The sequence below is a fragment of the Vibrio sp. T20 genome (assembly GCF_007858795.1).
Classification (GTDB): Bacteria; Pseudomonadota; Gammaproteobacteria; order Enterobacterales; family Vibrionaceae; genus Vibrio; species Vibrio satsumensis.
Genome location: NZ_VFEB01000252.1, coordinates 156,613 through 183,297, shown reverse-complemented (window position 1 = coordinate 183,297; position 26,685 = coordinate 156,613). Strand labels below are relative to the sequence as shown.

The 26,685-nt window shown below is 45.0% G+C and carries 16 protein-coding genes; 9 read left to right on the top strand and 7 right to left on the bottom strand.

Annotated features, from left to right (window positions below; translation table 11 throughout):
• Positions 1 to 492: 492 nt before the first annotated feature.
• The 4 genes from putP to FTW16_RS23530 all read right to left on the bottom strand — a co-directional run bounded on the left by putP (position 493) and on the right by FTW16_RS23530 (position 7,014).
• A complete protein-coding gene (gene putP, locus FTW16_RS23545; protein WP_186728108.1) occupies positions 493 to 2,019 on the bottom strand; it encodes a sodium/proline symporter PutP in 1,527 nt (508 codons plus the stop codon).
• A gap of 134 nt (positions 2,020 to 2,153) precedes the next feature.
• Positions 2,154 to 2,858 carry a 1-pyrroline-5-carboxylate dehydrogenase gene (locus tag FTW16_RS23540; protein WP_146492687.1) on the bottom strand — a complete coding sequence of 235 codons (705 nt, stop codon included), beginning with the start codon at positions 2,856 to 2,858 and terminating at the stop codon, positions 2,154 to 2,156.
• Between the two features lie 11 nt (positions 2,859 to 2,869).
• Positions 2,870 to 6,007, bottom strand: a complete 3,138-nt coding sequence (putA, locus tag FTW16_RS23535; protein WP_146492686.1) for a bifunctional proline dehydrogenase/L-glutamate gamma-semialdehyde dehydrogenase PutA — start codon at positions 6,005 to 6,007, stop codon at positions 2,870 to 2,872.
• 182 nt (positions 6,008 to 6,189) lie between these two features.
• Positions 6,190 to 7,014, bottom strand: coding sequence for an AraC family transcriptional regulator (locus FTW16_RS23530; RefSeq protein WP_123305774.1), 825 nt, complete (start codon positions 7,012 to 7,014; stop codon positions 6,190 to 6,192).
• Between the two features lie 517 nt (positions 7,015 to 7,531).
• Here FTW16_RS23530 and FTW16_RS23525 point away from each other — a divergent pair.
• From FTW16_RS23525 to FTW16_RS23515, 3 genes are all read left to right on the top strand, one after another.
• A complete protein-coding gene (locus FTW16_RS23525) occupies positions 7,532 to 8,635 on the top strand; it encodes a PEGA domain-containing protein (protein WP_146492685.1) in 1,104 nt (367 codons plus the stop codon).
• Positions 8,636 to 8,822: 187 nt separating this feature from the next.
• On the top strand, positions 8,823 to 10,652 hold the full coding sequence (locus FTW16_RS23520) for a formylglycine-generating enzyme family protein (RefSeq protein WP_146492684.1): 1,830 nt from the start codon (positions 8,823 to 8,825) through the stop codon (positions 10,650 to 10,652).
• Between the two features lie 375 nt (positions 10,653 to 11,027).
• Entirely contained in the window at positions 11,028 to 11,810 is a 783-nt protein-coding gene (locus FTW16_RS23515; protein ID WP_146492683.1) for a helix-turn-helix transcriptional regulator, read from the top strand.
• A 124-nt stretch (positions 11,811 to 11,934) separates the two neighbouring features.
• On the opposite strand, the gene pdxH is transcribed toward FTW16_RS23515, so the two are convergent.
• Complete coding sequence (pdxH, locus tag FTW16_RS23510; RefSeq protein ID WP_061015981.1) at positions 11,935 to 12,570, bottom strand: pyridoxamine 5'-phosphate oxidase; 636 nt, start codon at positions 12,568 to 12,570, stop codon at positions 11,935 to 11,937.
• A 167-nt stretch (positions 12,571 to 12,737) separates the two neighbouring features.
• On the opposite strand from pdxH, the gene FTW16_RS23505 reads away from it, so the two are divergent.
• The 6 genes from FTW16_RS23505 to FTW16_RS23480 all read left to right on the top strand — a co-directional run bounded on the left by FTW16_RS23505 (position 12,738) and on the right by FTW16_RS23480 (position 22,320).
• On the top strand, positions 12,738 to 14,675 hold the full coding sequence (locus FTW16_RS23505) for an ATP-binding protein (RefSeq protein ID WP_146492682.1): 1,938 nt from the start codon (positions 12,738 to 12,740) through the stop codon (positions 14,673 to 14,675).
• 68 nt (positions 14,676 to 14,743) lie between these two features.
• Positions 14,744 to 16,039, top strand: a complete 1,296-nt coding sequence (locus FTW16_RS23500; protein WP_146492693.1) for a sigma-54-dependent transcriptional regulator — start codon at positions 14,744 to 14,746, stop codon at positions 16,037 to 16,039.
• 112 nt (positions 16,040 to 16,151) lie between these two features.
• Positions 16,152 to 17,543: an HlyD family type I secretion periplasmic adaptor subunit gene (locus tag FTW16_RS23495; protein WP_146492681.1), complete on the top strand. Its 1,392-nt coding sequence runs from the start codon at positions 16,152 to 16,154 to the stop codon at positions 17,541 to 17,543.
• A 59-nt stretch (positions 17,544 to 17,602) separates the two neighbouring features.
• Positions 17,603 to 18,271 (top strand): transglutaminase-like cysteine peptidase, encoded by a 669-nt coding sequence (locus tag FTW16_RS23490; protein ID WP_186728107.1) that lies wholly within the window; start codon positions 17,603 to 17,605, stop codon positions 18,269 to 18,271.
• Positions 18,272 to 18,276: 5 nt separating this feature from the next.
• Complete coding sequence (locus tag FTW16_RS23485) at positions 18,277 to 20,187, top strand: LapD/MoxY N-terminal periplasmic domain-containing protein (protein WP_146492680.1); 1,911 nt, start codon at positions 18,277 to 18,279, stop codon at positions 20,185 to 20,187.
• 18 nt (positions 20,188 to 20,205) lie between these two features.
• Positions 20,206 to 22,320, top strand: coding sequence for a type I secretion system permease/ATPase (locus FTW16_RS23480; protein ID WP_146492679.1), 2,115 nt, complete (start codon positions 20,206 to 20,208; stop codon positions 22,318 to 22,320).
• 148 nt (positions 22,321 to 22,468) lie between these two features.
• Here the strand turns inward: FTW16_RS23480 and FTW16_RS23475 are convergent, their stop codons facing one another.
• Both FTW16_RS23475 and FTW16_RS23470 read right to left on the bottom strand, forming a co-directional pair.
• Positions 22,469 to 24,139, bottom strand: a complete 1,671-nt coding sequence (locus tag FTW16_RS23475; RefSeq protein WP_146492678.1) for a DUF342 domain-containing protein — start codon at positions 24,137 to 24,139, stop codon at positions 22,469 to 22,471.
• Between the two features lie 417 nt (positions 24,140 to 24,556).
• Complete coding sequence (locus FTW16_RS23470) at positions 24,557 to 26,659, bottom strand: tRNA(Met) cytidine acetyltransferase TmcA (protein WP_146492677.1); 2,103 nt, start codon at positions 26,657 to 26,659, stop codon at positions 24,557 to 24,559.
• Positions 26,660 to 26,685 lie beyond the last annotated feature (26 nt).

The following is a 26,685-nucleotide window of genomic DNA, read 5'->3' as shown; positions in this document are numbered from 1 at the left end:
AAAAACAGCCAATTTTCCCTTTTTTTTTTGATATCAAGCGTCATCAAGATCCTTTTTCTTTTTTTCCCCCCCCCCCCCTTTAATCATTCGGTTTCGATTTACATTGTAAAACCCGATAACGGCAGTACTTCACCCGAATTTGAAATAAGACAAAAGTCGCACCCACATAAAAAACTCGGCTTTTAATGATCACAAAAAACATATTGATCGAGCACGAAGCAATAAACACCAATATTGATAAGGAACACTAGGGTCACGTCATGGAGAATTGCGGGGGCAATGAAGAGACATGTACAACTGACACAAGCTGTTTGAGATGATGGAGCCAAGTGCCCATCAAAAGAGTTTGGAGTCATTGAAGATAGACCAGCACGAGGTCGAAAGCATTAGGAAATGGTCAAAAAAATAGAGCCACCGAAGTGACTCTATTGTTTTTATCAATTGGTTGTTGCCAATGTTCTTAGCTAATTTACATCTGCTTTACAATGTAAATTAGTCTAGCTCAACTAGGTTCTTCTCGAACTCAGCATGTTGCTTCTTAACTTCATCTTCTGGCTCGCCAGTAATCAAGCTAACCACAACGATAGAAATCGTTGATAGGATGATTCCCGGTACGATCTCGTACACATCGAACCAACCGCCTGTGAACTGTTTCCAAAGTACAATCGTAACACCACCAACTACGATACCCGCTAGAGCGCCGTTACGGTTCATACGAGACCAGTACAGGCTCAATACGATAGCTGGACCGAATGCAGCACCAAAACCAGCCCATGCGTAAGATACAAGGCCAAGTACTGAACTGTCTGGCGTCATCGCTAACACAAGAGCAATCAGAGAGATTAGGATAACCGCGAAGCGGCCTACACGAACGATCTCTTCAGACGTCGCATCTTTCTTAAGCACTTGCTTGTACAAGTCTTCTGCCATTGCAGATGAAGAAACAAGAAGTTGTGAATCCGCAGTACTCATGATTGCCGCTAGGATTGCAGCAAGTAGGATACCTGCGATTACTGGGTGGAACATCGCGTTCACAAGAAGCATGAAGATCTTCTCGCCATCGTCTAGCTTAGGTGCGCCAGAGTTCGTCACGTAGATTAGACCAACAAGACCCACCAGCATTGCACCAATCATAGACAGTGCAGTCCATACCACCGCGATACGACGCGCTGTTGTTAGGTCTTTATTGCTACGTGTTGCTTTGAAACGAGCAAGGATATGTGGCTGACCGAAGTAACCTAGACCCCATGCCGCTAGCGAGATGATCGCGATAGCAGAAAGAGGCTCACCTTTCGCATCATTCCATAGCGTTAGTAGCTCTGGGTTGATGTTGTGTAGGTCGCTAGATAGCTGACCAAGGCCGCCGTTCATTGCCGCGATTGGTACAATCAATAGCGCAGCAGACATTAGTAAACCTTGAACCAAGTCAGTCCAAGATACCGCAAGGAAACCACCAAACAAGGTGTAAGAAACCACACATACCGTGCCGATAATTACTGCCGTTGTGTAATCTAGGCCGAATACCGTTTCAAACAATTTACCACCTGCTACCAAGCCTGAACTTGTGTAGAAAAGGAAGAATAAAAGGATAAAGAAAGCAGAAATTGTTTGGATCAGCTTAGAGTTATCGTTGAAACGACGAGATAGGAACTCAGGCAGCGTCAGTGATTCAGTCGTAATGCTGTAAGTACGTAGACGTTTTGCACTGATTAACCAGTTTGCCCAAGTACCAACAAGTAGGCCACCAGCAAGCCAAAATGCTTCAAAGCCAGCAGCGTAAGCGTAACCAGGCAGGCCAAGTAGCAACCAACCACTCATGTCTGATGCACCAGCAGAAAGTGCAGCAGGCCATGGGCCTAACGAACGACCACCTAGGAAGTAGTCAGTTGAGTTAGATGTACGTTTGTAAGCAATAACACCGATCGCTAGCATCATAATTAGATACGCAATGAACGTCGTCGTTATTGCAAAACTGTTTTCTATCATTTGATAGTCCTCATTTTGTAGAAAGCCTTCCATGCCTAATTCAATGCAAGGCACTCACCGTAAAGGCAAGCGAGTGCATTGAGTTAGGTATTCAGGCTCCAAAGCACTATGGGATGAATCCAAAAGTGGAAAAAACCAAAAGTGATTAGAGCCAATTTTACTGAAGGTTAGTGAGCTTCGCTTCCAAGTTCGAGCAAGGTCGCGTTACCGCCCACGGCTGTTATATTTATAGTTCGCGTGCGTTCGGTAATGAAGCGCAGCGATAGGTGTGGATCATTAGCAACATTCATTGCCGTCAGATCCGTTTCAGCGACTAAACCGACGATTGCACCGTCACGCTTAGCAAGCTGTAAATTGATAGCTTGTGCCGTTTGTGAATTACCCACATAACCTGCACTTCGTACATCGCAAGACAGCAGCTGTTGAGCAGCGTCATACGAGGCAACCTGTACTAAGTTAGTTGGCAAATTCGCTTGTTTCGCAGCATCAGCAATTAAGGTGTTGAACTGTACGTCATCACTGCACAATTGAACGCTGTTACCTGCCAATAGTGCTGCAGTAATCATCGCTGTTGCGGTTTGCAGTGCCGACACTTTCTGTTCGCAATCATCAACAATTACCAAAGCCACACCGCGGCCGGCAGCGTACAACTCATTGGTTTCACCCGTAGGACCCGCCATGAGGTGATGCTCAGAAAGCAGCGCAGACGCTTGCTCTAAATGATAAGTTGCCACTGCCGCCAAAGGCGCAGATTGACTTTCGATCTCTGATTTGAATGAAAGTACCTGAGCACTCTTATGATCAAAGTCGGTAAGATTCCATTGTTCCCACGCTAACAAAGCATCAGAAAAACCTGTCACTTGATGAACCATGATACTGCTCCTTATGCCTTGTCTTGTAATTGAGAGAAATGAACATCAGTAAAGCGATATAGGTAGTGAGGACCACCCGCTTTAGGGCCAGTACCCGACAAGCCTTGACCACCAAATGGTTGAACCCCAACAACAGCGCCCACTTGGTCACGGTTGATGTAGCAGTTACCCACACGAACGTGTTTTTCGATCCAACGGTAAGTTGTTTCGTTACGGCTGTGGATACCCATGGTTAAGCCAAAGCCCGTTTGGTTAATTTGGTCTACCACTTGCGCTAACTCACTCGCCTTGAAGCGAACGATGTGTAGCACAGGGCCAAATTGTTCTTCTTTCAAACAGCTGATGTCATCAATTTCAAAAGCACTTGGTGGAACAAAATCACCATGTTCACAATCCGTACCTAGAGAAAGTTGAGCCACCTTCTTCTGGGTATTGGTCATGTTTTCTAAGTGAGCCAACAACTTCTGTTTCGCGTTTTGGTCGATAACAGGGCCAACATCGGTTTTATGAAGATGTGGAATGCCAACACTCAATTCGTCCATTGCACCGTGAATCAATGCAATCACACGGTCTGCAATGTCTTCTTGAATGTAAAGCACACGTAGCGCAGAACAACGTTGACCCGCAGAAGCGAAGGCAGAACGAATTACATCACGAACCACCTGTTCAGGCAGTGCGGTACTGTCGACGATCATTGCGTTCTGACCACCGGTTTCCGCAATAAACGGCACAGGCTTAGCGTTGCGGCTTGCTAGTGACACGTTGATGCGTTGTGCCGTTGGTGTTGAACCCGTAAAGGCAACGCCTGCAATCGCATCGTGGCTAGTTAACGCACTACCGATCTCAGCACCACGACCCGGTAGAAGTTGAATCGTGCCAGCAGGGAAACCCGCTTCATTCATCAGTTCAACGGCGCGAGCTGCAATCAAGCTTGTTTGCTCTGCAGGTTTCGCCACAACCGTGTTACCCGCGACTAGTGCAGCTGTAATTTGGCCAAGGAAGATCGCCAATGGGAAATTCCAAGGGCTGATACAAACGAACACACCACGACCTTGTCGAGAGGCGATTCGTGTTTGGCCATCAAAACCTTTTAGTTCGAAACCTTGCAGATTATCAGCTTGCTTTGCGTAGTAACGACAGAAGTCGACCGCTTCACGCACTTCATCAATACTGTCGTGAATAGTCTTACCCGCTTCTTGATGACAAATTGCCACCAGCTCAGCTAGGTTCTCTTCCATCAGATCAGCCAGCTTCTCAAGCGCAGCGGCCTTAGTTTCAACCGAAGTTGCATTCCAATCAGCAAATGCTGCGTCTGCGCCAGTGATCGCTGCGGAAACATGATCAAGGTTAGCGAAAGCCACCTGACCGACATTAATACGACGATCGTAAGGTGCCGTGACTTGTTCAACGTTCAGATCAGCCTTGATCATGCTTTCGGCAAAAGATTCACCGTTGATCACAGGTCCAGCAGTCCATTGATTGTTAAGGAAAGACTTAACCTGCTCTTCGAATTGATGAGCTTCACTTTCGATATCAATGTTCACACCGTAAGAGTTCTTACGCTCAGGGAATACCGCTGGCGGCAGAGGAATCTTAGTGTTGTTCAGCGTATCGAACGCAAGAAGCATATCGACTGGGTGTTGAGTCAGCTCTGCCACTGGGCAGCGAGCATCAACCAATCGGTGTACAAACGAGCTGTTTGCACCGTTCTCTAGCAGACGACGTACTAGGTATGGCAGTAGATCTTTATGGCTACCAACTGGCGCGTAAATACGTACCGACTGTTGGTAAGCTTCCATCGCATGGTTGTAAAGTGAATCACCCATGCCGTGTAAGCGTTGGAATTCAAAGTCTTTATGATCAGTCATTACTGCAATAGCAGAAACTGTGTGAGCATTGTGGCTCGCAAACTGCGGGAAGATATTGCCACGAACACTTGGACTCAATAGGTAACGCGCACAAGCAAGGTAAGCTACGTCTGTCGCTTCTTTGCGTGTGTAAACTGGGTAGTCAGTGAAACCAGCCTGTTGTGACCATTTGATCTCGCTGTCCCAGTACGCGCCTTTAACTAAGCGAAGCGGGATCAAATCACCCTGCTCTTTCGCTAGGCGGTTTAGCCATACTAGAACTGGTAGCGCACGCTTTGAGTATGCTTGAATAACCAGACCAAATTTACCCCAACCTTTTACAAGGTCAGTGCGGTACAGTTTTTCGAATAATTTAAGAGAAAGCTCTAAGCGATCCGCTTCTTCCGCATCAATCGTAATCGCAACATCGAGCTCTACTGCTCGGCGTAATAACTGCTCTAGCGTGTCGCAAAGTTCAGTCAGTACGCGGTCTTCGTTCGCCACTTCATAACGTGGGTGAAGCGCAGAAAGCTTGATAGATACCGATGGAGCTGGGCTCGATTTTGAAGAGACATACGTGTCTCGACCTACGGCTTCAATCGCCATTAGGTAATCTTTGAAGTATTTGTTTGCGTCAGCTGTAGTCAGTGCCGCTTCACCTAGCATGTCGTATGAGTAGGTAAAACCTTTGTCACGCATAGACTTACCGTTCTTTTGCGCTTCAGCAATGCTGCGGCCAAGAACGAATTGGTGGCCCATCACCTTCATCGCTTGGTGCATCGCTTTACGAATCACCGGCTCAGAAAGCTTGTTCACTAAACGGTTAACCGCTTGACCTGCACTCTGCTCTTTAGATGAAAGTCCAACCACCTTGCCTGTTAGCATTAGGCCCCAAGTTGATGCGTTAACAAAAACCGAGTCAGAATTCTTCAGGTGAGATTTCCAATCCGCAACGCTAAGTTTGTCGCGAATCAGTGCATCAGCCGTTGCTGAATCAGGAATACGCATCAAGGCTTCCGCCAGACACATCAGCAAGATGCCCTCTTGAGTATCTAAGCTATATTCAAGCAACAGCGCATCGATCATCTGAATAGATGTTTTATCCGCACGGATAGACTCAATCAACGACGTCGTTTTGTCTGTAATTTGCTGCTTTTCAGACTCAGAAGGGGTAGCTAGCGGCAGAAGTTGCTCTAGCCATTGGGTTTCATCCACCATATATAATGGTGAGATAAGCGACCATAGATCAGCAAGCGACTGCTCATTGAATTCTGGCTTTAACACATCGGTAGCTGTAAACATGCGTTTTCCTTAATCTCACACCCGGAATTAGCCCGGGGATCTCTACAATGGCTGCAGTGTATTTAGAGTATATAAGGATTACTTGTCAAAAACTCCGAGTTTTTTGCTAAAAACTCGCTTTATTAACAAAACAAACACAACGTCACATATGAAACTTTAAAATAATATGCCGTTTTGTTTCACTATTTAACAGAAATTTTCTTTTTGTATTGGGATGGTGACATGCCTTGAAGACGTGAAAAGGTGTGAGTAAAGGAGGATTGACCGGAGAAACCAGCAAGTTCTGCAACCTGACCAAGGCTCAGATTACCTTGTTCGATCAAGCGGCGAGAGCGGTCGATACGCTTACCTAATACATACTGGTGAGGGGTAATACCCATCTGCTCTTTGAACAACATATGAAACTGGCTTTCACCCAAAAACACACTGCCTGCCAGCTGCGCAACCGAGATCTTATTCGCGAGGTGTTGCTCAATGTAGCGATCCAGAGCTTCAAGATCGAAACGCGAATCTTTGATTGAGGTTTCAAACGCCGAGATATGCCTTTGCATCAGTGCAATCACCGTATCATTACAGGCACGGCTTAATAGCAGATCATCAGGGCTTGCCTGCATCTCTTGCACCAACATATGGATAAGCTTTTGAATTTGCGCGTCTAATTGGAAGTAGACGTTAGAAGACTCGAGCTGATTAATCTTCTCTAACATCAGAGGGTCGTCGTCACTTGGCACAGGCATGTTAAGCACCAGAATATCCGACTGACCGACCACACCACCGAAAGCATGATCAGAGCTTGCTGTCACCACACATCCTTGGCCGGGACCGACAAGATTGCCCTTACCACTGACTTCAAATTCCGCCTGACCTTTTAGACCGATCACCACCTGAGAATAATGGTGCTCGTGGCAATCCATATGCGATGGCAAAGTAATGATCTCTGCGGGACGAGGGCCAGTAAGGCCTAGCGGAGACAAGTCTAGGTTTGGAAAGGGTAAAGGTTTTGGCATGACAGCAAAATACTCAAGTCAACATAGTAAGAATAATACTCTGAAATCTGCACAAGATGAATTTGTAAATGATCATGAGAGTCATTTCCTGACCTCAAAGAAAAGATCATCACTGCGATCGTCTTGATCATGCCTCCGGAAAGGTGATCAAGAGTGTACAAACTACGGGCATTGTAAAACCAATCGTTCCGACGAGTTTAGGGACTTCACAAGCAATCACACAAGCAATCACACAAGCAATCACACAAGCAATCACACAAGCACGAAAATCATGTCATAAATAAATGCTTCATCGCACCAACATAATGAATAAATTTTCTTATATAGCTCAAATAATTCGCTTTCAACTTGTAAAAAGTGTATCCGAAGTACCGAAACTTGGCTTTTGAGTAGATTGAAATGCAATAAAACGGTATAAAGACGGGTACTGTGTTAATTGCTAATAACTAGTGACTGACAACTAGGAAGTAGACACTTTATTAACGAGCCAATTTCAATCTATAAGTTGCAGGGACCTATGACTAACTTTCGAATTTCAGCGCTTTTACTTGCGCTATCCCCTCTTTGGGTATCTGCATCGGTATCAGCTGAAGAACTGAATCAAGTCGATCCTGTTTCAGCTATCGATGCAAAGCTAACAGAGAAAAACTCAGATATTGAGCGTATTTCAGCAACCAAAGTATCGGCGACTGAAAACCTAAAACAACTACAGAACAAAAACAGTAAGTTGTTACGCGAAGGTGAAGAACTTAAGGCAAAACGTAACAGAGCTAAGTCTGTACTCGACAAACAGTACAGTCGCTTACTTGAAGATCCCGAAACAGATTTGGTCTCTTTCCAGAAAAGTTACCAAGATGCCTGGGCTGCGGTTAAAGATAATCAATCGGCTCAGCTAGACAATGAACAAGCAATCAACGAGAGCGAAATTCACCTTTCTCAAATCAAACAAAAGCAAGCTCGCCTAAACAATGAGCTGGCTAATTTGAGAGAATCAAAAGTTGAAGCTCGTGTTAAACGTATTGCAACAGAACTGCGTGAAAGTGCGGTTCTTGAAACCAGCTACACCACTACATGTGCATCAACAATGACACTGGGTGAGTGTACTGCTCAAGGTAAATACCTAACCAATCAAAAAGCCGTGCAGACGTTCAAGAGTCAGTTACTTGAGCAGCTCACAGAAAGTACGTTGGCGAAGCAAAACTTGCAGGGTGTTCAATTGAATATCCATGTTCAAGACAGCCAAGCAATCAAGAGTGGCTTCTCTGGTAACAACTCTTACTTCATGCAAATGCAGGCTCAGCTTCAAGCAAAACCTGAAGCGGTTGCTGCGTGTAACTTATTGAACGTTTCAACGCGCTACTGTTTAACGGGCAGTGACGCAGCAGTCGTTAAGAAGAGTGACAAACAGTGGGCTAACGTGACGGTACGTTCTGATCAGTACAACGACTCAGTAACGATCAACGGAATTAAATATGGCAGTACACCTCTTGAGGTTGCGCTACCAAGTGGTCGTCACCAAGTAACCATTTCAAAACAAGGTTACGAGTCTTACAACCGCACAGTTACCATCAACGGCAGCGACACGATTTGGGTTAAGCTTCTTCCTAGCAAGGAAAGCTAAACACCCTTTCTACATAGAGCTGAGACGATACAAAACGCTCAGTGCTATATCAGATAGCCGTGCCTATTTCACAAAGTTGAATGAATACTCGCCATTTTGTTGATAGTTATAGAAAGTAGCTGCAGACGAAATGGCGTTTTCGTTTAGAATATTCGATTAACCTAAATTACGATTGAAGTAGCCCATCATGCGCCAAGGTCTTCCTACTCTATTATTTGCACTTGCTCCCTGCCTAATGACTCCTGCTGTTTTCGCTGAGGCAACACCGCCAGCGATCGCGTCTTCTGTCACCGACATTGAAAGCTCACTATTCGAAAAGCATGCCGACTTAACGGCTGTTAAGAAGAAACTGGCTGACAAACAAAATGAAGTCGACAATCAGACGCAGCAAATGGCACGTCTAGCGAAGTTATCCGCTCAAGCAGAGCAGACACTCGCAAAGGCGAAAGCGAGTCTAGAGCAAGATTATACACGCATGATTGATGAGCCTGACTTTGATATCTCGCCAGCTCAAATTCAATTCCAAGACGCTTGGAAAACCGTAAAAGAGAGCAAGCTTACGATTTCAGGATCAGAACAGAAGCAGCAAGGCTTGGTGATGGAACTTGAGGCTATCCAGGCCGAAAAAGCGGCGGTACAAGCTTCAATCGCAAACCTGAACCAAGACAAGCTAAGAGCAAGGGCAGAGCGACTAAGAAACGAGATCACTCAGACGGAAGAGCAGACCGTTAGTTTTACTAACCGTTGCAGCAGCGATATGACACTGGCGCAGTGTTCAGATCAAACGGTGACCTTAGCACTTCAAAAAGCGGTAAAACAGTTCCAGCACAGCTTGGTAGACAACGCGACTGAATCGAACACAGTGAAAGAGCACCTTGCGTCTGCTTCTCTGAATATTCACGTTCTGCAACACAAAGTAAAATCCTCTGGCTTCTCTGAAGATAACCGTTACCGAGCGGTAATTGCGGCGAACCTAGAAACTCGCCCAGATAAGAACACTCCTTGCCGGCTACTTGGTATTCAGTCATCAAACTGTTTCACGCAAAGCGAGCAACAAACCAACGACCAGCAAAAAGAAGTCGCTTGGGTTAACTTGGTGGTGCGTTCAAATCAATACAACGACAATGTTTCTATCAACGGCGTGAACTATGGCAGCACACCGATTGAAGTGATGTTACCTACGGGCCAACACATGGTCACGATCGAAAAAGAAGGCTACCTTTCTTTCCACCAAGAGTTGAAGATAGCCCGCGATCACAACCTACGAGCGGTATTACAAGCCAAGCAGAACTCATTGAATGTCGGTACCAAGTTTGCCGATCCGATAGGGAACGACATTCAAAGCCCTGAAATGATTGTTGTCGGCTCTGGTCGCTACCTACTCGGTGAAAACAATGCACAACAAGTGACGATCAAACAGCCGTTTGCATTAGCAGCAACACCAACCCGTGTTCAAGACTTTAGAGCATTTATTAAAAGCACAGGCTACCAGACAGACGCAGAGCTGATGAACACCTGCGATACGTTCGTCAATGCAGAAATCACAACTGTTTCAGACAATGACTGGCAAAACCCTGGCTTTAAACAAGCAGATAGCTCACCCGTTGTATGTGTCAGCCAGAACGATGCAAAAGCTTATACTCGTTGGTTGTCTAAAAACACAGGTTTCACTTACCGTTTACCAACGCCACAAGAGTGGGAAGCCGCAGCAAGAGCTGGCCAAAACACCAATTTCTGGTGGGGCAACGAATTCAGCTCTGGCAAAGCCAATACAGGTTGGGCAGGCACACCTTGGTCAAACGTAAGCACCTCCCCGGTTAAGTCATTCTTACCAACCCCTACTGGTTTCTACGACATGGTGGGTAATGTATGGGAATGGACAACCATTCAGAAAGGCCTAGCGAAGGGTGGCGCGTGGAGCTTCTCTCCAGAAGAAGCGAAAGTGTATAACGAACTGAACGTTGCACCTTCAACCGCAGCCAACTACCTAGGATTCCGAGTATTGCGAGAGCTGTAAGCTCTCCATTAGGTTCTGAAATTTTGAAATATTTACTCTAGGTTCTCAATTCTCACATTGAGCAGCATTTATAGGGGAATTCCCCCCTTATGCATTAGCATTCCTAGGAGTAGATTCGTCGATAGAGTAGTAAGTCACTCTGGGTATCAAATTGATACCTCAGTTTAATTTACCTGACCCTCGTAAATTAGACTGAAAATCTTCTACATGTCGACAAGGCATATCTTGTCTTTAGCCAGCCCCTCTTCAGGCTGGCTTTTTTTTGCCTATTTATCACTCTTTATGCCTACCCATCCTACGTAATTGAAGTAGTTCGTCAGCAATCCGTTTAACTGTCATTCACCCCTTATTTTTCGCACGGACTACAAACTCTAATTGCCATTGCAGCACTATAAGAAACTGATATCATTACCATACCTCAGCTTACGAGATAAAAAATTGCCCGAACCACTCAACTCCATACATCGTTCTTTATTCGAACAACTTCCAGGCTGCTGGGGCTGCAAAGATACTGACTCGGTCTTTGTGTACGCCAATCTTGCTTACAACCAGTTAATTGGCTTAAAACCCGATGAGACTTGTACTGGCTTGACCGACTTCGATATGCCCAGTCAAACTATTGAATGTGCACAGGATTTCAGAGCCCAAGACAAACATGTGATGAATACACACAGCACCCTTAAGATCCTCGATATTCACCCTTATCCAGACGGACGCTGGCATGCCCATATTTTTACCAAAACCCCTTGGCTTGATGATAATGACAATGTCCAAGGCACTATCTTCTATGGGCAAGAGCTCACTGATACTGCAATCTTAGAGGTCGGTCATTGGGTTTGTCAGGCAACAGGAGCGAAAGGTAATCAAGCATCACTTGCGGGATCAGAGCCGCGTGTGTCTAAGCTGCAAAAGCGGCTGACCTCTAGAGAATCAGAAGTGCTGTTCTTACTGCTTTACGGAAAAAAACCTCAATACATAGCGTCTACGTTAAACATTTCAATCAAAACGGTCGAAGGTCATGTCGCGAGATTGAAGCAGAAATTCGACGCTCGCAGTAAAAGCCAATTGATTGAATATGCATTGGACTCGGGGTTAGGCTCAGTGATCCCAGAAACTCTGCTCAAAAAACAGATCTCCGTTGTTCTGCACAGTGACTAGTTAAGTAATTGAAGGCCAGTTGGTTATTGGTTTGACAAGAGTGCAGACAAAAAAATGCCGTTGATTAGATAAGTATCATCAACGGCACTTTTGGATCTATTAAGCAGCTAAGCGATCAAGCAACCTAAGGCGCTAGTCGATCAATATCCCAGCTGTCATCTTGGCGTGAGAACAAGAAACGGTCGTGCAAGCGGTGTTCGCCACCCTGCCAAAACTCAATGCTATCCACACGTACGCGAAAGCCACCCCAGAAAGAAGGCACAGGAATCTCGCCTTTGGCAAACTTCTGTTTAAGCTCTAGATACTTACCTTCTAGAATCCCACGCGCTGAGATGCGGCTACTCTGCTTACTTGCAATCGCGGCCAACTGGCTCTCTTTTGGACGTGACGAGAAATACTTCATATTTTCCATAGCTGTCAGCTTTTCAGCCGTGCCCGTAATATGAACTTGTCGCTCAAGTGGATGCCAAGGGAAGTGCAAACTGATTTTGCTGTTGTGCTGAAGCTGGTGCGCTTTACGGCTACCTAGGTTGGTGTAAAAAACGAAACCGTCTTTATCAACATTCTTCAGCAGAACAATTCGTTGGAATGGCTGACCATTTTCATCAACCGTAGCAACTGTCATGGCAGTAGGGTCCGTCAACTTCGCTTCAATGGCTTGCTCTAGCCATAGATTGAATTGCTCAATCGGGTCTGCGGCCAAGTCTTTGCGTCTCAATCCACCCTTAGCGTATTCGCGACGAATATCTGTCAGTTCCATTTGGTTGCTCCTTTCAATTTTTTTGTGATTTTGCGCTGTAATCCTTTGAAACACAAGTCTCAGTCATAGTTTTGTCTCACTGAAGATGCTCTGTGTTAACAAGATCTCGGTACTCTCTCCATCATATTGATAATCTTTACACAAACCGATGACAAGCTGAGAACCGAGTGACCAAAATACTGCCTAACCTAATGACTCCCTTTGTTTTATTCTCATTGCTATTGGGAGCTGCAGGACTGACTGCTACTCATTTTTTGGCCGGTCAATTCCAAGAAAAAATCGTCACTCAGCAACTCAATGAAGCAGCTAATAAAGCCAATCTACAAATCGATTCTGAACTGGATAAATTCAAACAGATCCCTGATTTACTCAGTCATGACACGCGCCTACTCTCTTATTTTGACTCCTCACCAAAAGCAGACAAAATTTCCGCTGCGCAGCTCAATCAATTGCTGTTTGAGTGGTCGAATCAAAGCCAGGCCGACACCATCTATATTCATGACCCAAGCGGGACTGTGATCGCATCAAGTAATTACCAAAAGCCACGTACCTTTGTTGGTCAAAATTTCTCGTTTCGTCCCTATTTTGCTTCTGCAATTCAAGGCAATAACACGCACTATGTCGCGCTGGGTGCCCGATCTAATGTACGCGGTTACTTTTTATCGTCACCGTTGTATCTAGAAAGTGATATTGTCGGGGTGATCACCGTAAAAGTAAGCTTAGAGAACCTTGAAAACATCCTCACCAGCGATGACTTTGAGATCGTGGTACTCGACTCTAACCAAGTGGTGTTTCTATCAAGCCAAGCTCCGTGGCTTTACCATTCATTGTTGCCATTAACTCAGCAGCAACAAACAGATATCGCACTTCAACGCCAATACGGTCAGAGCAAAATTTCGATCATCGAAGCCTTTCGTTCTTCAAGCTCTCAGTCAGAAGCTAGCAACGCCAATCAACCTAATACAAATCGATCTAGCAACCTTCAATCAAACGAAATCCGAAAAGAACTCACCGCTAACCAATTATTTAAACTCGGGACTTTTAATCTTTACCCTGCAACGGTCAGCAACAACCAGTACCAAGTCGTCGCCCTAAAAGAGACCAGAGCTGAGCTTATTAAGGTCTTGCAGATCGATGTCATCTTCGTGGTGATTTACAGCTTGGTGATGCTCATCGCTTGGTCGTGGCGCCAGACTTATCTCGCGAAAGTGGCATTGACCCGACTCAACCAAAACCTAGAGCAAACCGTTGATAAACGTACTCACTACTTGAAGCAATCCAATCAACAGCTGCAACAAACCATCTTTCAATACCAAGAGTCGCAGTTGAAGTTGAAACAGACAGAACAAGAGCTGACACAAACCGCGAAACTAGCGGTACTCGGTGAGCTGTCAGCCAGCATTAACCACGAAATCAACCAACCACTTGCAGCGCTGCGAACCTACAGTGAGAACAGCTTAAAACTACTTGAGATGGAACGAACCGATTTGGTGAAGAACAATCTTGAGAAAATGATTGGCCTCAACAACACCATTACCGACATCATCGCGCGACTCAAAGTCTTTACTCGCAAAGTCACTAAACAAGAACATCATGTGGCCAACCTGCACCAAGCGGTCAACAATGCCACCAGTATTCTCAGTGCGCTGATGATAAAGCAAGGCATTACACTTAGGTTAAGCACGGTGCCCGATGACATCAACATTGCGATTCATCCAACCGAACTTGAGCAAGTACTGGTCAATCTGATTCACAACGCGATTCAAGCGCTTCAACAGCAAGTTCTTGAACAGAAAATCTTGCAGGAGCAACAAAACCTGGAAAACGTTGACCAACAGGCTAACCCACAAATAGGCATCGAATGGCAACTGCATCATAACTCTTGTCAGCTGATCATTTGGGACAACGGAATTGGCATGCAGGATGACAAACTAGAACAGCTGTTCGACCCGTTTTTTACGACTAAACCGGAAGGCTTAGGGTTAGGGCTTTCAATATCGAAACGGATTATTGAAGCGTATCACGGCACGATCAGCGTAAACCGGTTAGAGCCTTCAGGCATGGTATTCTCGCTAAACATCCCGTTATATAACGATAAAAGCTAACGCGCCGTTGTTAACATTGATTAGAAAACGAATTTCACATACTGCTAAGGACTCGACTTTTGCACTCTATGCCTAAACTCTATTTTGTCGACGATGAACCTGCGATTCGCGACTCAGTAGAACAAGCCATGCTCATTGAAGGCATCGATATCGTCTGCTTTCCCAACGCTATTGAGGCATTAAAGAAAATAGATACGTCGCAAGCCGGAATTGTCATCACCGATATTCACATGCCGGTGATGGATGGCATTCAATTAACGCAAAAATTACTGAGCCAAAATCCTCATTTTCAGGTCATCGTACTTACCGGGCATGGTGACGTACAAACAGCGGTATCTGCGATGAAAGCCGGCGCTTATGACTTTCTGGAAAAGCCATTTGTGGTCGATGCCCTACTCACTGCCGTTAAGAAAGCCGCGGATAAACTCGCACTGGTTGAAGAGAACAACCTATTGCGTAAAGAGTTGGCAATGCAAAATCAAGTTGGCCCAAAACTGATTGGTCAATCACCATCAATGCAGGCATTACGCCGAGAGTTGATCACCCTAGATACCAAAACCAACCCACTTTTATTATTTGTTGGTGATTTAGGAACGGGGAAAAGGGTCACAGCACAATACACCCATGATCTACACAGTCATCAAACTGCGGAGCTTTGCCCTGTCGCAGCATTTAATTTGCCTCGCAGTGACGAAGCGACATTTCATCAATTTGTTTTGCAACTGTTTTTGAAGCATCAAGGTGGAACACTCTATATCCATGAGACAGAAGCATTAACTCAGGATCAATGGCTGTGGTTCGCCAATCTAAAACCGACTCTACTTCGTGAAAACTCATGCAAGACCAATGCAACTTGTATCATTATCGCAAGCACAATAGTTCCTACTACAATTATAAGTGAGTTCCGCCGATTTGATTTACTCACCTTGGCGCAACGAACCGAAGATATTGGCTCTTTGTTTAAGCACTTTGCTCGTGGTGCAGCAAGTCGATATCAACTACCTCCGCCCGTCATTACAGAAAAAGAGATTCAACGACTCATCGCGACTCATTGGACAGAGAACATTCGTCAGCTTCGCCAACATGCCGAACTCAGAGTGCTGACTCAAATCAAACAGCCATCACTCGATAGCGATACTAATGAGCAGAGCGACGAAAATGAACTTGATGTGAGCATTGAGGTACAACAACTATCGTTAAACCAACGTACCGATAGCTTTGAACAAATTATCTTGATTGAGGCACTACATCGCCATCAAGGTCGTTTAAAAGAAGTACAACAAGAGCTGCAGGTGTCGCGAAAAACACTGTATGACAAACTAAGAAAGCACCAGCTCGATAAAACCGATTTCAAAAACCGATAAGTCTTAAAAAATATATAAATTCAAAGATTTAAAGGAACAAAATCTTAACATTTATCAGAAGTAAGAATACACTCAATAGGCTTGCACTTTTATTTAGCGAACAAGGACTGTTATGAGTCAGAAAAATTTCAGCAAATTGAACGAGACCGAGCTTGAGTATGTCGATGATAAAACAGCGGCACTGCTCCTCAATACGCCCACCAGTGCGCGTATTATGTTGTGGGTAATCGTTCTGTTTTTTGTTGCTGCTATTGGGTGGTCTGCTTGGGCTGAGATCGACAAAGTCACTGTTGGCCAAGGCAAAGTGATCCCTTCCTCTCAAATCCAAGTGGTGCAAAACCTTGAAGGGGGATTGGTTAAAGAGATCTTGGTTAAAGAAGGTCAACGCGTTCAAAAAGGGCAACAGCTACTGTTAATCGATGACACTCGTTTTCGCTCGGATTTTCGCGAACGTGAGCAACAAGTGGCCAACTTAACCGCCAGCGTCTTAATGCTTTCAGCCTCATTAACCAGTGTTGTTATCGACGAAGATTTCTCTGTAGCAGAGTGGAAAAAAAGTGTCTTACTCGACTACGGTAAACTGGCTTTCCCTCCAAAATTTTACGAGCTTCAACCAAAACTGGTGAATCGCCAGAAAGCAGAATATCGTCAGGATCTTAATAATCTAAAAAACCAACTTTCCGTTTTTGATCAACAAGTTGAGCAGAAACAGCAAGACCTTATCGAAATTAAAGCACGTGTTCGTAACCTAAAACAAAGCTACAAGTTTGCTCGCCAAGAACTGGATATCACCAAACCTCTTGCCGATGAAGGGGTGGTACCAAGAATTGAGTTGCTCAAGCTTCAAAGACAGGTCAACGACACTCGCCGAGAAATGACCTCAAGCGAACTCAAAATACCTCTTCTACGCTCGGCAATCAAAGAAGCTATGCTCAGCCGTATTGATGCCGCACTGAACTTCCGCTCAGAACAACAAGAAAAACTCAACCAAGCACAAGATAAGCTCTCTGCAATGACCGAATCGGCGGTTGGCCTTGAAGACCGAGTAAACCGTACTGTGGTGGTTTCTCCGGTAACTGGCACCGTAAAAACACTTGGTATTAATACTGTCGGTGGTGTTATCCAACCGGGTATGGATATCGTTGAAATTGTACCGACCGAAGACTCTCTATTGGTTGAAGCCAAAATCGCCCCGCAAGATATCGCGTTCCTACGCCCAGAATTGACTGCCATCGTTAAATTCAGTGCCTATGACTTCACTAAATACGGTGGTCTAGAAGGCGTGTTAGAGCACATCAGTGCCGATACCACTCAAGATGAAGAAGGTAACAGCTTCTACATCGTGCGCGTGCGCACCGAAAAACACAATTTTGGACAGAACGAAGAGTTGCCAATCATTCCGGGTATGACCGCCTCTGTCGATATCATCACGGGTAAAAGAACCGTGCTGGAGTACATGTTGAAGCCACTATTAAGCGCTCAAAACAACGCACTAAAAGAGTAAGGACGTTTGATGCTTGATGACGCCTTTCAATACACAGCAAACAGACGAGAGCAGAGGCTATGAGATCTCGGATTTCTCTATTGCTGCTGGTCCTCACCTCTTTTACCTCTATGGCGCTCAATAAGAGCGACCAACGATGGATAGACGCGGTTACTGCAACCTACGGGGAAAGAGCAGGAAAACGAGTAGCAACATGGCGCTCAAATATGACGTCATACGAAGGGTTAAGTGAAAAAGAGAAGTTAGATTCGGTAAATCGATTCTTCAACCAAATGTACTTTGTCGATGACAACATACTGTGGGGAAAAAACGACTACTGGGCAACACCACTGGAGTTTCTAGGCAGTAACGCCGGTGACTGTGAAGATTTTACTATCGCAAAATACTTCTCTTTGCTTGAACTGGGCGTCCCAGATAAGAAATTACGATTAGTGTACGTAAAAGCACTTGAGTTAAACCAATTCCACATGGTGTTGGCTTACTACTCAACACCCAGTGCAGAGCCACTAATTTTAGACAACTTAAACCCTGAAATAAAACGCGGTTCTAAGCGCGGAGATCTGCGACCGATATACAGTTTCAATGGTAAAAACCTTTGGCTGATCAAGTCGGCAGCAGGCAGCGGTAAGTTAGCAGGGAAATCATCAAGACTGAGCTTATGGAACGACCTACGTTCTCGTGAGCGCAATCTAAAACTAAACAAACCCATTATCAATTACGATGAGTAGGTACAATGACTTTATATAAACAGCTTGTGGTCGGGATGGTTGCGGTATTCATACTGCTGATGACGTCAGTTTTTATGATCGAATTCAATACCACCCGTGGATACTTAGAAGAGCAGCAACGCTCTGAGGTAAGTAATACCATTAATACTGTTGGACTGGCTCTCGCCCCTTACCTAGAAGAAAAGGATAAGGTGGCAGTGGAGTCTGTTATCAACGCCCTGTTTGATGGCAGCTCTTACTCCGTCGTTCGATTGATCTTTCTTGACAGCGGTGAAGACATTCTTCGCTCATACCCTGTAAAGCCAACCGGCGTACCACAGTGGTTTACCAACCTTAACTTGTTTGAGCCTGTTCATGACCGCCGCGTAATCACCAGTGGCTGGATGCAGCTAGCAGAGGTTGAGATTGTGAGCCACCCAGGCCCGGCCTACGACCAACTTTGGCAAGCATTCATCCGCTTATTAACCATCTTTGGCACGATCTTCTTGTTAGGTTTAGTGTCTATATCTTGGATCCTCAAACGTGCCTTACGTCCGCTCTCGTTGATCATTACTAAAATGGATCAGATCGCTAAAAATCAGTTTGGCGAACCACTGGCTCGTCCGAAGACAAAAGATCTAACTTTAGTTGTCGATGGTATCAACCACATGTCGACTCAAGTTGAACTGGCATTTAAGAACCAAGCGAAAGAAGCTCAAAAGTTACGTGAAAGAGCGTATATCGACCCAGTATCTCAGCTAGGTAACCGTGCTTACTATATGTCTCAGTTAACTCAGTGGTTAGAAGAGTCCAGCTTAGGTGGTTTAGCGGTACTTAAAGCCGAGTTTATTAGTGAAGAGTACGATGAAAAAGGCTATCAAGAGGGTGATGCCTTGGTTCATCAGCTAGCTGAGCAGCTGCAAGCTTCAATTTCATCACCTGATATCACTATCGCCCGCATTTCTAGTGACGAGTTCGGCTTCATTATGCCAAACATTGATGAGAGCGAACTTAAACTTGTCGCGAGCAGCATCGTAAACTGTATACAAAGCCTAGGTTCAGACCCAACAGGCACTGCAAATCCACATATTGCTCTGGGTGTGACCTACAGCAACAAGCGTAAGACCAGTACTGAAATCATGTCGCTGGTGGATAACGCTCTTTCAAGTGCCAAGGCGAACCGAGAGCTTTCTTACGGCTACGTAACTGCAGACGATCACGGCGCTGTTATGGGCAAACAACAATGGCGCATGTTGGTCGAAGAAGCGATCATCAACGACCTCATTACCTTCCGTCTTCAAGCTGCAAACAATGCCTTTGGCAAAACCTATCACCAAGAGGTGTTCTCTGCGATTGAAAAAGATGGCGTACGTTACGGTGCCAACCAGTACTTATACGCACTAGAACAGCTTGAAATGAGCCACATTCTCGACCAATACGTTATCGAGAAGATGATTGAAAAGCTTAATACAAAAGAAGTAACGAGCCCTGTTGCTATCAACATCTCACCAAGCAGTATTTCTCAACCAAGCTTCATTCGCTGGATTGGTAAAACACTTGAACAAAACGCTTCAATCGCTCACCTATTGCACTTTGAGATTCCTGAAAACTGTTTCATCAACGTTCCGCACTACACGGCACTGTTGTGTAACACCATTCGCAACGCCCAAGCGGTGTTTGGTGTCGATAACTACGGACGTAATTTCCAATCTCTGGATTACATCAACGAATACCGCCCAAGCTATGTGAAGCTAGATTACCTATTCACACATAACCTTGATGACGAAAAACAGAAGTTCACCTTAACGTCGATCTCTAGAACCGCTCACAACCTAGGCGTCACCACCATCGCGTCTCGAATAGAAACTCAGACTCAGCTGGATATCCTGTCTGATAACTACGTAGAAGTGTTCCAAGGCTTCATTGTTGATAAATAGTTGTAAGGGTTATATCACATGCAAGATCCACTATTGAACTCACTGATCTACGTTAGCCGGTATTACGGGCTAGCTAACTCGCCCGAAGCGTTGATCAATGGGCTACCACTATCTGATGGAAAGCTAACCCCTTTCCTATTCCCTCGTTCTGCGGAGCGAGCGGGATTAGTGGCGAAAGAAAACCGTTCCGACTTAGAAAAGATCCCTCACCTGATACTGCCTGCGGTTTTACTGCTTAAACAGGGCGAAGCGTGCGTTCTCAACAGTATCGATTTAGAAAAACAAGAAGCGGAAATCATTACAGCGGAAAGCGGAATGGTGCCAATCATCATTCCTGTCGAAGAGCTGAAAGAACAATTCATCGGCCGCTACTTCTTGGTAAAAAAACAGTTCCGTTATGATGAACGTTCACCAGAGGTTCTAAAAACCCGTAAAGGTCACTGGTTTTGGAGCACCATTTGGGAATCGAAAAACATCTACCGAGATGTGTTGATTGCCTCCATTTTAATCAACATCTTCGCGATTGCCGCGCCCATGTTCACACGTTTGGTGTATGACAAAGTTGTACCGAACCTCGCCTTTGAAACCTTGTGGGTGCTAGCCAGTGGTATCTTTGTGGTGTTCCTATTCGATTTGCTGCTCAAATTGATGCGAAGCTACTTCATTGATGTTGCCGGTAAGAAATCCGATATCCTCATTTCATCCAAACTGTTCAGCAAAGTTCTGGGCATTCGTATGGAAGCAAAACCTGCTTCTGTCGGTGCTTTTGCCAAAAACTTGCAAGAGTTCGAATCAATCCGTGAGTTCTTTACCTCTGCAACCATCGGCTCGTTAATCGACCTGCCCTTCGCACTGATGTTCTTAGCGCTCATTTGGTTAATGGCCGGAAACCTTGTATTTGTTCCTGTTGTCGGCGTGGTCATTCTGATCATCTATGCACTGTTAATCCAAGGGCCACTGCGTCGTACTATTGAAGAAGGCTCGCGTCTTGCTTCTCAAAAGTACGCGAACTTAATTGAGAGTTTAGCTGGTTTAGAAACCGTTAAACTGTTCAGTGCGCAAAGTCAGTTCCAATTCCGTTGGGAAGAAGCGGTTGCTCACATGGCGAATTGGAATATCAAAAGTCGTCGTATTACCGACAGCATCCAAAACACCGCCGGCTTTGTTCAGCAAAGTACTAATGTAGGTATGATCATCTTTGGTGTGTACCTAATAGCGGAAGGCGAGCTTACGATGGGTGGCTTGATTGCTGCAACCATGCTGAGCGGCCGAGCTATTGGCCCTCTTGTTCAACTGTCTTTGCTTTCTACACGTTACAACCAAGCGAAGTCGTCGATGACTCTGATTGAACAAGTAATGTCGATGCCTGATGAACAAGAAGAAGGCAAACGCTACATTCACCGCCCGATTATTCAAGGTCATATCGTGTTAGACAAAGTGACGTTCCACTACCCTGACTCGCCAGTCGCTTCTATCAGAGACTTAACGCTGCATATTAAACCTGGTGAAAAGGTGGCGATCATAGGCCGAATTGGTTCAGGTAAAACAACTCTAGAGCGCCTGATTATGGGCCTGTACAAGCCTACAGAAGGCCATGTTCGCATTGATGACACCGACATGGAGCAACTGCATCATGTCGACGTACGACGCAATATAGGCTGTGTTCCGCAAGACAGTAACCTGTTCTACGGCTCAGTAAGAGACAACATTACTTTGGGTCGTCCATTGGTCGATGACCGTGATGTAATGGATGCAGCGAACCGTGCAGGTGTTACCGCTTTTACTCAGCAAGATCCAGCAGGCTTAGAACGACAAGTGGGCGAAGGCGGTGGTTTGCTGTCTGGTGGTCAACGCCAGTCGATTGCTATTGCTAGAGCCTTCCTAGGCCGCCCTCCGGTGTTATTGATGGATGAGCCGACCAGTGCCATGGATAATCGCTCAGAGATGCACATCAAGCACCAGCTTAACCAATTGCTACCAAGTGAGACGTTAATTCTGATTACACATAAAACGTCGATGTTGGACATTGTAGACAGAGTGATAGTGATGGAGAAAGGCAGCATTATTGCCGACGGACCAAAAGCGCAAGTTCTATCAGACTTGAAGCAAGGTAAGGTAAGAGCTGCAAGTTAAAGCGCTCATGTGACTTAAAGAATCTAACTAAAGCAATATCAGTAAAAAGCAAAGGGGGAGCATCAGCTCCCCCTTTTTGTTTATTCGAATATATAGAATACGGTTAAAACCGATCTAGTCAGAATCGTTCAGTTTGAGAGTCTTTCAATCACAATGAGATATCTTCTTGTTCCATCTTGAATGAACATTGAATCTCGTATTGATTGAATGAGAAAACACTGCCGCCGTGAGTTCGCTTAGTCGTGACCGTCTCATCACCAAACTGAATCGTCACTCGGGTATACACCTTTTCGTGTGCCTCGACGGTCGACTCGACAAGGTTAGTTTCAAACTCAGCTTCGAGTGTATCTAACTGCGACTTAGTATTTTCAATCGCAAGGTTGTTCTTTTCTCGTTGCTGATCAATTTCCAACGCTTGCTCTTCGCTTCTCTCCGCTTTTGGTCGCTTCTTAAATTCGAGCTCTTGGCGAATCACATCCATGGTTTGCTCTTGAGCGTGTTTATAGATTTCTTTTAGCTCGGCTATCTTTTGTCGGTAGCCGTCGTAGCGGGCAAAACCATGCACCTTGGTTACGGTATCTCCCTCAACACCTAAGAATACACATTCTACTTTTCCACCGACTTTGGCTTCACCACCGCTGAGCGTACCATGCTTCTTCATGGTATCCATCACAATAAGATTATTACCACAACGAATTTCGTTTCCCATGCTGTGTACACCAAGTCGAAGATCGTTGGCCGTTTGTAGCTCGGCATTCTGTGCGTAGCTTGCTGTGATAGAGCCTTTGCTAAATACCTTACAACTTTTTGCCTCGCCCTCTTTGGTCGTATGGCCGATAATCCCTTTGGCGACTTTGATATCACCCTGAGCTTGAACTTCTGCCGATTCGATAAAGCCACCAACCGTAACACTACCGGTCGCTTTGACGATCATTCCCGGTTCGATGTTGCCAGAAACAAATACATTGCCTTTGAATTTAACGTGCCCAGTTGAGACATCTACGTTACTAACACACAAGGCATCATCCACTTCAATGGTTCGATCTTTAATGATGGGTAGTCCAGGATATGAGGCGAGTAGTAAGTTAGGGTCGTCAGGGGAGATATAGGTGCCTTTGCCAGGCTTAATTAAACTATCTTGTCCGGGAAGAGGAGGGATAATTCGACCTTGGACGGTAAAGCCAGCGATACCTTTGGTTGCGGGAGTACGTTTCATTAAGTGGTCATTTTGGCCAACGGTAATGGTTTGTCCCAAGTCTCGCATATCGATCTTGCCTTCGTCTTTACTACGAGGCTTCAAGACTTGGCGAGTAATGTCTTCAACCAAGGCGGCAAACTTAGCGTCTTTACCCTTTACTGGTTGTGTCCCCTTAGCGACTGGCTGAATAAACTTTTCGCCAGGCTTAAGTTTGCTACTCATCATCAGAACTTTTCTGAGCGCTAACTTATTAATTCCTTTTGTTATTTGAGCTTGGGATAAACAATGGATGATGTCGCTGCCACGCAGTGGACGTCCATTATATGGACCAGTGACTACAAGACTCGCGAGCATCTCATCATCCGACAGTTCGACCGTAACACTGGCATTTCGAACTTCGGCAATCAAGATTCCTTCATAAGCTTCACCTTTACCTTCTTTAGCTAGAGTGACGAAACGCAAAACCTCTTCTTCGAAAAGAAAATAGTTTGATGCATTCAAAGCTTCCAAGGTTGGTGGCAGTGTCTTATTATCAAAGCTTGTGTCGACCACAAACCCAGTAGGCAGACATGCCATCACTTGTTGCTTGTCTTCCGACAATGTAACGATGTTATCCCACATTCGAATTGAGTATCCCTAATGACTCAGTTGTTATTCAGTCTATATAATTCGTTCTGCGCTTAGAATCACATTATTGGAATAATCAGCGTCACATCACTTACTTTCGATTCTGCAAACATGACTCATAAATAAGACTGACACATTTTATGATCGGCTTCACCTTTACAAATACATTGGTGAATTTTCCAAAATATTTCGTGCGATTAAATGTTGATTCAAGGTTGGGCCAAATAGTAAAGGCGAATAGGTTTGAAAGATTAGAGGCTGTCATGGAGAGATAAAACAGAAAGGATAAAACAGGTAATGCGGGTACAACAGATTTAAATATTGTGCTTCAGTTTACAGTGTAAATCCAAGATTCTAATTTACACTGTAAATCTAGTTCGTAGCGGTAAGTTTATTAAAATGATGGTCTGTCTATTTACACTGTAAATTTGCTAACAAAGCATCGACATCTTTACGAAACTGAATCTCTGCTTGTTTACGGCCAACGAGATTAAACTGTTCGACACAGGCAACCCACTCTTTCTGCTGGACCACCTTTGCGATAAGTAAGTCAGAAATACTGGCTTCTCGAGCGTTACTGTGCAAAATCAAATTCAATACACTGAAGCTAATCGCATCATAACTGTTGCCGCCATTCACATAACTTCTGACTAACTGAATTTCAAACTCGCTAACGGCTTGTAGACTGTTTGGCAGCAGTACGCGCACCATATCGGTTTCAAGGGAAGCCAAAGAACCAGAAACAAGAAAACAGAAACTATGCTCGAAATGATTTTGAATTTGTTTCAGCCAGCTTTGAGCGGATGAGTTAAGCGCCTTAACCATAAGAACCGAGTGACAGCCACTCGCCTGATCTCGCTGATGGCCGATATGCACAGCTTCGAATTCACTACTATTCCAAAACGAAATTAATTCGCTGGTCGCGCCAAAGCTTGTCGCCAAATAATCTGCTTGCTCTGTCTGTACAGCTTCCTCAGATAACCGCTCTAACATCCAACGGCCAATACCTAAACCTTGACGGCGTATCGAGACAGCAATGCGCATCACTCGAAGACAACGGCTAGTTGCCGCTTCAACAGAACCGAGCTGGTTAGCTAAAAGGACTGGAGCTAGGTGACCTTGCGGGCGACGTTTTCCAACTTGAACTTGTGCAATCAACTCTTGATCTAAACCGCCCTCTTCCGTCACCAACATACAACCTAAGCATTCATCTTGCTGCCAAGCTGCGTACAAACGGATTGCTGGATTGTTGAGGTATTGCATTAAATCATTAGGAGACGTCTGGTAATGAGCTTCGACTAAAAGAGAAAAACATTGTTGGAGTTTTTGAGGATTAATAAAACAGTCTGCTTTTGACAACTCAACCAAGCAAAGTTGATTGAATGCACCATCAGAAAGTTCTTCCGACTCATCAACCGCTGATGCACTCGGAGACACATCATCACCAAGAAGGAAACAATCAAATAGCCAACGCTCGAGTGGGTCGTTGTTACTCCAGCGTATGGGTTGTTCAAGCTTGTAACCCTTCCATCCAGGGCGGTGCTCAGCAAGCCAAGCTTCAAACTTAATTCCAAAACCTCGTCCACTGCCTTCGTAACCATGAACTGTGGTTGAAAAAACCATGCGATGATAACTACCGACCATAGATTTAAGCATTGGGATTGGAATGGCAGCGGCTTCATCAACCAACAACAGATCGCAATCAGGCTTAGATTTAAGTAATTCATCTGGCGCGACAAATCTTAAACTTCCACCTTGATAACCAATGTGAGTCGCGTTAATTACTTCACACGTATCGAGTCGCTGTAACGCATGAGAAAATACGGGCTCAATCGCTTTCAAAGACGGAGCGGTAACAATAATATTTAAGCCCTGTCGCTCTGCCAAAAGCTGAGCAGCTGCAATACCCAGAGTTGAGCTCTTACCTCGTCCTCGGTCTGCAGTTAAAATCAGTGGGCGTTTTCGATGTCCCGTGACGACTTTCTTAACCAACTCAATCGCCGTTTTTTGCTGTTCAAATCGGTCAGTCAAATTGTCGTCATTAAGTTTTTGAGGAAGCGAATTAACCGCTTCAATCACACCCGCCTGTTCGTCACTTTGCGAAACAGAAAATAGTTTATCAAAATGTAGCTTTAACCAACGTTGACCAAAGCTCGCGCTATTTTTAGAGTCATCAACTTTTGGCGGCAACACCAACAACAGCCCGCCACCTACTAATGAACCCAGCGCGGCGCTAAAACCATTTGCATCGAACTGCTCTCTAAAATCACAAACAAGAACTTGGCACTCACGACCAAGCAGTTGTTGACCTTTTTTTACTGGAGCATGAATCACACCTTCAAATGGAGTACCGCCAATCTGGAAGATCCTAGGAGTTTGTGAGTCTTGAAGGAAGGTAAAAACAGCAGAGTTTTGCCAATCAAAATCACCATCAAAGACCACGCCGTAACGGTGATCGTTATGTTGAGCAATATTAGAGAGTGTATGCAGAAAAGTGTTGGTTGGGTTTGTCATAGTTAGCGTCCAGATTCATCTAAACA

Coding starts and splice junctions, on each gene's coding strand:
- FTW16_RS23475 (WP_146492678.1), bottom strand. CDS start 24,139: ATGTGGGATAACATCGTTACATTGTCGGAAGACAAGCAACAAGTGATG.
- FTW16_RS23490 (WP_186728107.1), top strand. CDS start 17,603: ATGAGATCTCGGATTTCTCTATTGCTGCTGGTCCTCACCTCTTTTACC.
- FTW16_RS23540 (WP_146492687.1), bottom strand. CDS start 2,858: ATGGTTCATCAAGTGACAGGTTTTTCTGATGCTTTGTTAGCGTGGGAA.
- FTW16_RS23525 (WP_146492685.1), top strand. CDS start 7,532: ATGACTAACTTTCGAATTTCAGCGCTTTTACTTGCGCTATCCCCTCTT.
- pdxH (WP_061015981.1), bottom strand. CDS start 12,570: ATGGAACTGACAGATATTCGTCGCGAATACGCTAAGGGTGGATTGAGA.
- FTW16_RS23530 (WP_123305774.1), bottom strand. CDS start 7,014: ATGCCAAAACCTTTACCCTTTCCAAACCTAGACTTGTCTCCGCTAGGC.
- putP (WP_186728108.1), bottom strand. CDS start 2,019: ATGGAAGGCTTTCTACAAAATGAGGACTATCAAATGATAGAAAACAGT.
- FTW16_RS23470 (WP_146492677.1), bottom strand. CDS start 26,659: ATGACAAACCCAACCAACACTTTTCTGCATACACTCTCTAATATTGCT.
- FTW16_RS23500 (WP_146492693.1), top strand. CDS start 14,744: ATGCCTAAACTCTATTTTGTCGACGATGAACCTGCGATTCGCGACTCA.
- putA (WP_146492686.1), bottom strand. CDS start 6,007: ATGTTTACAGCTACCGATGTGTTAAAGCCAGAATTCAATGAGCAGTCG.
- FTW16_RS23480 (WP_146492679.1), top strand. CDS start 20,206: ATGCAAGATCCACTATTGAACTCACTGATCTACGTTAGCCGGTATTAC.
- FTW16_RS23495 (WP_146492681.1), top strand. CDS start 16,152: ATGAGTCAGAAAAATTTCAGCAAATTGAACGAGACCGAGCTTGAGTAT.
- FTW16_RS23485 (WP_146492680.1), top strand. CDS start 18,277: ATGACTTTATATAAACAGCTTGTGGTCGGGATGGTTGCGGTATTCATA.
- FTW16_RS23520 (WP_146492684.1), top strand. CDS start 8,823: ATGCGCCAAGGTCTTCCTACTCTATTATTTGCACTTGCTCCCTGCCTA.